This is a genomic window from Rhodothermales bacterium (assembly GCA_013002345.1).
Lineage (GTDB): Bacteria > Bacteroidota > Rhodothermia > Rhodothermales > JABDKH01 > JABDKH01.
Map to the genome: position 1 here is coordinate 1 of JABDKH010000245.1, position 7033 is coordinate 7033.

Here is a 7033-nt window from a genome sequence, read left to right on the forward strand (position 1 = left end):
CAGACCGGCCATGATCGCGATAACGGTCATCATTTTCGGTCGGACGCGCTCAACGGCGCCCACAATGATGGCCTCGTACAGGTCCTTCATCGAGCGCATCTTCCCGGTCAGCTTCAGTGCGTCATAGGCGTGATCAAGGTATATCAGCATGATCACCCCGGTCTCCGCGGCGACCCCTGCAAGAGCGATGAATCCAACACCTACTGCCACGCTGAGGTTGTAGCCCAGGATGAACAAGAACCAGATCCCGCCCACCAGCGAGAACGGCAGCGACAACATGACAATGAGACTCTCTGTGATATTCCTGAAATTCAAATACAACAGCAGGAATATGATCAGGAGCGTTATTGGAACTACGACACGCAAGCGTTGCTGTGCGCGCTCCATGTACTCGTATTGGCCACTCCAGACTATGCTGTAGCCCTCGGGGAGATCGACCTGCTCGTTGACGGCCACCTGAGCGTTCCTGACGTATGTCCCCACATCGATGTCACGGATGTCGACGTAGAGCCAGGAGGTCGTTCGCGCGTTTTCACTCTTGACAACCGGTGGGCCCTTTACGATGCTGAAGTCCGCGACATAGCTTAGCGGAATCTGCGCTCCTGTCGGCGTAGGAATCAGCACGCGCTGCAATGCTGATAGGTTGTCTCGAAGTTCGCGGCTGTACCGTAGGTTCACAGGGTATCTTTCTAGGCCCTCGACGGTCTGGGTTACGTTCATACCTCCGATTGCCGACATGATTACATCCTGTACGTCTCCAACCGTCAGAGCATATCGGGCAGCCTCGACCCGCTTGATCTTATAGTCCAAAAAGTTGCCACCGACCGTTTTGTCTGGGAACGCGCTCTGTGTGCCCGGAACCGTTTGCACGACAGCAGCCACCCGCTGCCCGAGATCGGATAGGACCTGCAAATCCGGACCCATGAGCTTGATTCCAACGGGCGTCTTGATTCCTGTTGAGAGCATATCGATGCGTGTCTTGATCGGCATGGTCCACGCATTCGTCAGCCCGGGAAAGTTGATCGCAGCATCCATCTCCTTTACGAGATCGTCCATCGTTCTACCTTGTCGCCATTCATCCTGCGGTTTCAGCGTGATGGTTGTCTCCATCATCGACAGAGGTGCCGGGTCAGTCGCCGTTTCCGCTCTACCCACCTTGCCCAGTACTGTCTCAACCTCCGGAAAACTCTTGATGATCTTGTCGGTCTGCTGCAGTAACTGCTTTGCCTTCGTGATACTAATCCCCGGATCTGTGGTGGGCATGTAGAGAAGGTCACCTTCGTTGAGCGGTGGCATGAACTCCGAACCCAGCCTGCTTAGCGGATAGAACGTGGCGGCCAGAATCACCAGGGAGGCAATGATTGTGGTCCACCGGAAACGCAATACCCAGTGGATCACTGGCCTATAGATCCAGATCAGAAAGCGGTTGACCGGATTCTTGGTCTCCGGCAAAATCTTACCACGGATCAGATATCCCATCAGAACGGGCACGATCGTAATCGCGAGGAGCGCCGACGCCGCCATCGCGTACGTTTTTGTGAACGCTAGCGGCTTGAACAGGCGCCCTTCCTGGGCCTGCAATGTGAATACCGGCAGAAACGAAAGAGTGATGATTAGAAGCGAGTAGAAGAGTGCAGGGCCCACCTCTTTCGATGCGTCGATTATGATTCGCCAGTGATCCTTCTTGCCCCCGTCTCGTTCGATGTGTTTGTGTGCGTTCTCAATCATCACGATCGCAGCGTCAACCATGGCCCCGATGGCGATCGCGATACCACTGAGAGACATGATGTTAGCGTTGAGACCTTGGAAATACATCACCAGAAACGAGATCAGGATTCCCAGAGGCAGGGTGATGATTGCCACGAATGCACTGCGAAAATGCAGCAAGAACAGAATGGTCACGAAAGCGACAATGATGCTTTCTTCGAGCAGCTTACCTTTCAGATTCTCAATCGCTCGATGGATGAGCGCACTACGATCATAGGCGGTCTTGATCGTCACGCCAGGCGGCAGCCCCTTCTTCAACTCTACAAGCTTCGCCTTGACACCATCGATGGTCTTGAGAGCATTCTCCCCGTACCGCATGACGACGATACCGCCCACGGTTTCGCCTTCTCCATTCCAGTCAACTAGGCCGCGACGCAATTCTGGGCCCTCGTGAACGTGGGCAATGTTCTTGATCAAGATCGGTGTACCACTTTCGTCTACACCGACAGGCGTATTTTCAATATCCTGAATCGACTGGATGTAGCCTAGCCCCCGGACCATGAACTCGGCCTCGCCCATCTCGATTAGCTTCCCGCCAACGTCGCTATTGCTCCGTTTAAGGGCGTTCCGAACTCTTGAGATCGGCATGTTGTAGGCAAGAAGCTTGTTCGGATCCACCTCTACCTGGTACTGCTTCACGTAGCCGCCGATGGAGGCGACTTCAGCCACACCGGGTACGCTCATGAGCTCATAGCGCAGAAACCAGTCCTGGATCGATCGAAGCTCCTGGAGGTCGTATTCGTCCCCACCGTCAATAACGTATTCGAAGGCCCAACCCACTCCCGTAGCGTCCGGCCCCAGCGAGGGCGTCACTCCCTGGGGGAGGCGACTGGACACGTAATTCAGATACTCCAGCACCCGACTTCGGGCCCAGTACATGTCCGTGCCATCTTCGAAAATGATGTAGACGAACGAGTATCCAAAGAATGAATAGCCGCGAACAACCTTAGCGAATGGGACGGCCAACATGGCGGTGGTCAGCGGATACGTCACCTGATCTTCAACGACCTGCGGAGCCTGACCGGCGTATTCAGTGAAGATGATCACTTGGACGTCGCTCAGATCGGGAATCGCATCCACCGGCGTCTGCAACATCGCGTAGAAACCGCCCAGTCCGATGAGCGCCGTGAAGATGATCACGAGAAAGCGATTGTTGACCGAAGCTTCAATGATCTTCTGTAGCATTATTTCCTCTTCGCCGATCTGGGTTGGCGTCCATGATGGTCGGCCGCGCGACGTGCCCTTGCTTTCGTGGACATGGCCGCGGACTAGGCTGCGTTCGTCGAGTCGGCCGAATGTGAATCGTGTTCGTGTTCTACCGGCGGTGCAGGGTGCTCGTGTTCTGCCGGCGGCGCAGGGTGCTCGTGTTCTGCCGGCGGTGCAGGGTGCTCGTGCTCTGCCGGCGGTGCAGGGTGCTCGTGCTCTGCCGGTGGCACACTAGGCGTAGCGGCGGACGACTGTATATTCTGATTATGTTCAGCAGACAGACTGTCCGGCACCGACTCGGCTGATTTCATGCTATGCTCTGGATCAGCGGAGTCGACGTCAGCCACGGATTCGGTGGGCCGCAAAGACACCGAGTCCTCCTTTGACTGTGGAGACCCAGCTGGCGAGCTCCGGTTCATTTGATCACTGAGCATCTTCTGTATGGCCTCCTGCAACCGACTTTCGCTGTCGAGCATAAACTGAGCGGAGGTCACTACATCCTCGCCATCTAGCAAGCCCGATATGACTCGCACATAGCCGTTGTCCGGGCCGCCTTCCTCTCCTATTCGTATCTCTCGTGGCTCGAACCTTCCCTCACCGCGGACAACGAAGACGATGTCGCGCGCGCCAGACCGAACCACGGCTTCCGACGGGACAATGAGTGCTTTCGGAATGGTCTTTCCCTGCAGCCTCACATTGGCATACATGCCTGGTTTGAGGTCTAGATTGGGGTTGGAGAAGATCAAACGAACATGGACGTCTCGAGCCTTCTCTCGCAGGTACGGGTACACGTATGAAACCCGGCCGGTGTATGTCCTGCCGGGCAGATAGGACAGTTCCATCTCCACTTGCTGTCCCTCACTGATCCATGGAACCTCGTTGTCGTAGAAGCTCGCATGCACCCACACCGACCTAAGATCGGCGATCTCGAACAGGTCCATGCCCGCCTTAATGAAGGCACCCTCGATGGCGTTTCTCTTGACAACGACTCCTGTCGCCGGTGCCTCCAGCAGAATCGTCTTTTTGATCTCTCCGGTCCTCTCCAGGTTCTCGATCGCTGCTGTCGGAATGTCCCAGTACTCGAGTCGTTTGCGGGTCGACGAAAGGAGCCTTGCTGCATCCTCTTCTATTGAGGGTATTCCGCTGCCCGAAGCGGTCCGATAGTTCGCGACGGCCAGTAGATACTCCTGCTGCGTGGACACTAATTCGGGCGAGTAGATCTCCATAAGAGGTGAACCTTTCGTCACCTCGTCACCCACGAAGTTCACGTAAAGCTTTTCGATCCATCCAGAGATTTTCGAGTTGACCAGATAGAGGCGTTCCTCGTCGTAGTCGATCTCACCCACGGTCCGAATGGTACGCGAGAAATCAGTGCGCTCGACACTGGCGGAGCGCACACCCATATTCTGTACGGTCGTCGGATCGATGGTTATGATGCCGCCGGATTCCGCACCAGACTCGTCCTCGTAAACGGGAATGAGATCCATGCCCATGCTAGATTTACCAGGAGCGTCATAGATCTCTGTGGGGTCCATGGGTGCTCTCCAGTAGAGAATCTTCTTCTCGTCGGCCTGTGCGTCGCTCTCGGGCTCCTCGCCCGAATACACAGGAACCAGGTCCATGCCCATTCTTGATCTACCTGGAGCATCGTAGATCTCCGTCGGATCCATCGGAGCACGCCAGTACAGTACTGTTCGCTCCTCGGACCCGTCCGACGGGGTACCGTTATTCTCGGAACCACTACCGGTCATTCGACCGATAACGAAGCCGGCAGCGGCCAGCGCGACGAACAGTAATGGCAGCACCAGCCATTTGATGAGATTCTGAGATTTCATGTCAGTTCGGGTTCTGGATGGATGTCGTCGCCGACATCTACTTATCAAGTTCTTCGAGCGAGGCAATGCCAAGAGCACGTTCGAGGGCTGCCGCTACAGTGAGATACCGAGCGAACGTGTCCTCGTAGCCAGTATTCAGTGTGAAGAGCACCCGCTCGGCGTCGAGGAGATTCAGGAAGTCAGTACGACCGGTCGTATAAGCACTCAGCGTTGCCTGGAGAGTGGTTTCAGCCTGAGGAATCAGCACGTGGCGATACAGAGAGAGTTGTCGCTGTTCCTGTCGCAGCCGATTGTCAAGGTCTCCGATTTGAGTCCGAAACGAGCTTTCCAGTGCCTCTTGTCTCGCCTCCACTTGATATCGACGAAGTCGCGCCTCCTCAAGTCTCGCACGCAATCGACCCCTCTGAAGGGGCACCTTTATTGAGACTCCGACGCCAAGCGCGTCGCGGCCGGTGGCCGTCGGCGGAACGTCCGCAGCGCCGACATCGAAGTATGTCACATTCAGCCCGAAATCAGGGAGGTACTCCTTCTTTGCGAGGGCGATCTGTGTGTCCGCACGAAGCGCAGCAATGTCCAGCATCGCGGCCTCTGGACGGCTTCGATACGCGACTGCGAACAGTGTATCGTGATCGAGCGAGAGGCCTGGTGGTCTGGCGACTCTAATTTCTTCGAGATCACCCGTTGACACGGGACGATTGAGCAAATTTGCAAGCTCTTCCGCCGCGGTGCGCCGGCGCTCGACAAGCTCCAGGTACACCCGCTCGAGCATGTTGCGCTCAAGCTGAGCCTTCAGCACAGACTGCTGTATCCCAGCTCCGACCTCATACTGCGTGCTCGCGACCTCTTCGAAGTTCACCAGGCGATCTTGGAAGGATCGAATGAGCACCTCTTGTTGCTGTATCCGATGTAGTTCGAAGTAAGCTTGCTTGATTCGAAAAGTGATGTCGTCCTCAAGCGTTTCTGCCTCAAACACGGCGATCTCTGAACTCAGATCAGAGATGTTCCCTTGGAGGCCAAGCTTGCCCGGGAACGGAATCATTTGCTCAACACGCCACTGGGTTCGTTGCGTACCTCGCGCTGTCAGTAGTGGATACGGTTGATAGGACGCCATGAAAGTTGGATCTGGAAGGGCCGAAACCTGACCCCTTCTCTCCGCCAAGGCCTCCGCCTCCAAACGAGCGGCTCTTAGCGTCGGATTGTTTGCCCGGCTTTCGTTCAGGAGATCGCTGAGACGAAGCACATGATCCTCAGGCGGTGCCTCTTGCCCGCTTGCTGATCCAGCACCCGCGACTAGGCTGAGCAGGAGTACGATCGACAAGAATGCGGACTGGGTTCGAGATCGGAACATAGATTTGTGGTGTGCGCTTGTTTGCGAAGGAATAGTCGGCCTAGCAATGAGTTGAGCGGTGTCGGACTCAACCTCATCACACACCTCAGCTCCGAAACACCGAGAAGAGGCTTTGCCGATCCGAAACAAACGTAAATGTCTGCGCGGCCGGGAACGCGCCACGATCGGGCCTGACGAGATCCCCTTGGGAGACGGCGTCGTTGGGGGCTCCCAGGAGAGCCAGATGTGTCAGGGATAGGCTGACGACGGGCATCGCCGAAGCGAGTGGTCTTATCGGTAGAACGCGACAACATTTTGGAATCGCTCGCTGAGCCTGAACTACGCTGGCTGATACGCGGACATCGTTTGGCGAAATGCGGGTCGGACTTATCGGATTGCTACGCGGCAGCGGTTCGTGGCTCCAGTCCGGGATATCGAGGTCCTGATGTGAGGCAAAACCGGTACAGGAGTCGCTGGAAACCGAAGATGTCACCACCGCAGCAACAATTACTGCTCCTTTTAGAAGACCCAATATCATTCGAACACCACTCTTGGTGATTCCAACTCGGGATAAGCCGAATTGGCCAACTGAGACCATGATCCGAAATGGTTCATTTGCAACATCATCGATTATTGCAAGCTATCCCGGTGAGTCTTAGTCGAGCCTTAAACAATCCTTAAACTTCGTTCAGGTGAGATAGCCTGACAGGTCACGCCACGGCGGGTACCAAAACTGATAGCTGAACCTCGAGAACCGATGCCCTGGAAATGCGCCACCGGCGACCAGCCCGCCGCCAGCGCAGGCGGCGAGTCGGTGCCGGCTTATCGACGCGAATCACGATCGTCGATGCGAGGAGTGCCTCGTCACTACGCCTCGCGGTTTCAAAAATCGGGGCAG

General features: G+C 55.9%; 4 protein-coding genes. All 4 read right to left on the reverse strand.

What is annotated here, in order from left to right; translation table 11 throughout:
• A partial coding sequence (locus HKN37_12025; GenBank protein NNE47372.1) for an efflux RND transporter permease subunit occupies positions 1-2952 on the reverse strand: 2952 nt, incomplete at its 3' end.
• 83 nt (positions 2953-3035) lie between these two features.
• Positions 3036-4808, reverse strand: a complete 1773-nt coding sequence (locus HKN37_12030; GenBank protein NNE47373.1) for an efflux RND transporter periplasmic adaptor subunit — start codon at positions 4806-4808, stop codon at positions 3036-3038.
• 37 nt (positions 4809-4845) lie between these two features.
• Positions 4846-6156, reverse strand: coding sequence for a TolC family protein (locus HKN37_12035; protein NNE47374.1), 1311 nt, complete (start codon positions 6154-6156; stop codon positions 4846-4848).
• An 85-nt stretch (positions 6157-6241) separates the two neighbouring features.
• Complete coding sequence (locus tag HKN37_12040) at positions 6242-6673, reverse strand: hypothetical protein (GenBank protein NNE47375.1); 432 nt, start codon at positions 6671-6673, stop codon at positions 6242-6244.
• Between the last annotated feature and the right edge of the window lie 360 nt (positions 6674-7033).

Bases quoted from the DNA above. Each gene is read 5' to 3' on its own strand.
- HKN37_12040 (NNE47375.1), bottom strand. From the start codon at position 6,673: ATGATATTGGGTCTTCTAAAAGGAGCAGTAATTGTTGCTGCGGTGGTG.
- HKN37_12030 (NNE47373.1), bottom strand. From the start codon at position 4,808: ATGAAATCTCAGAATCTCATCAAATGGCTGGTGCTGCCATTACTGTTC.
- HKN37_12035 (NNE47374.1), bottom strand. From the start codon at position 6,156: ATGTTCCGATCTCGAACCCAGTCCGCATTCTTGTCGATCGTACTCCTG.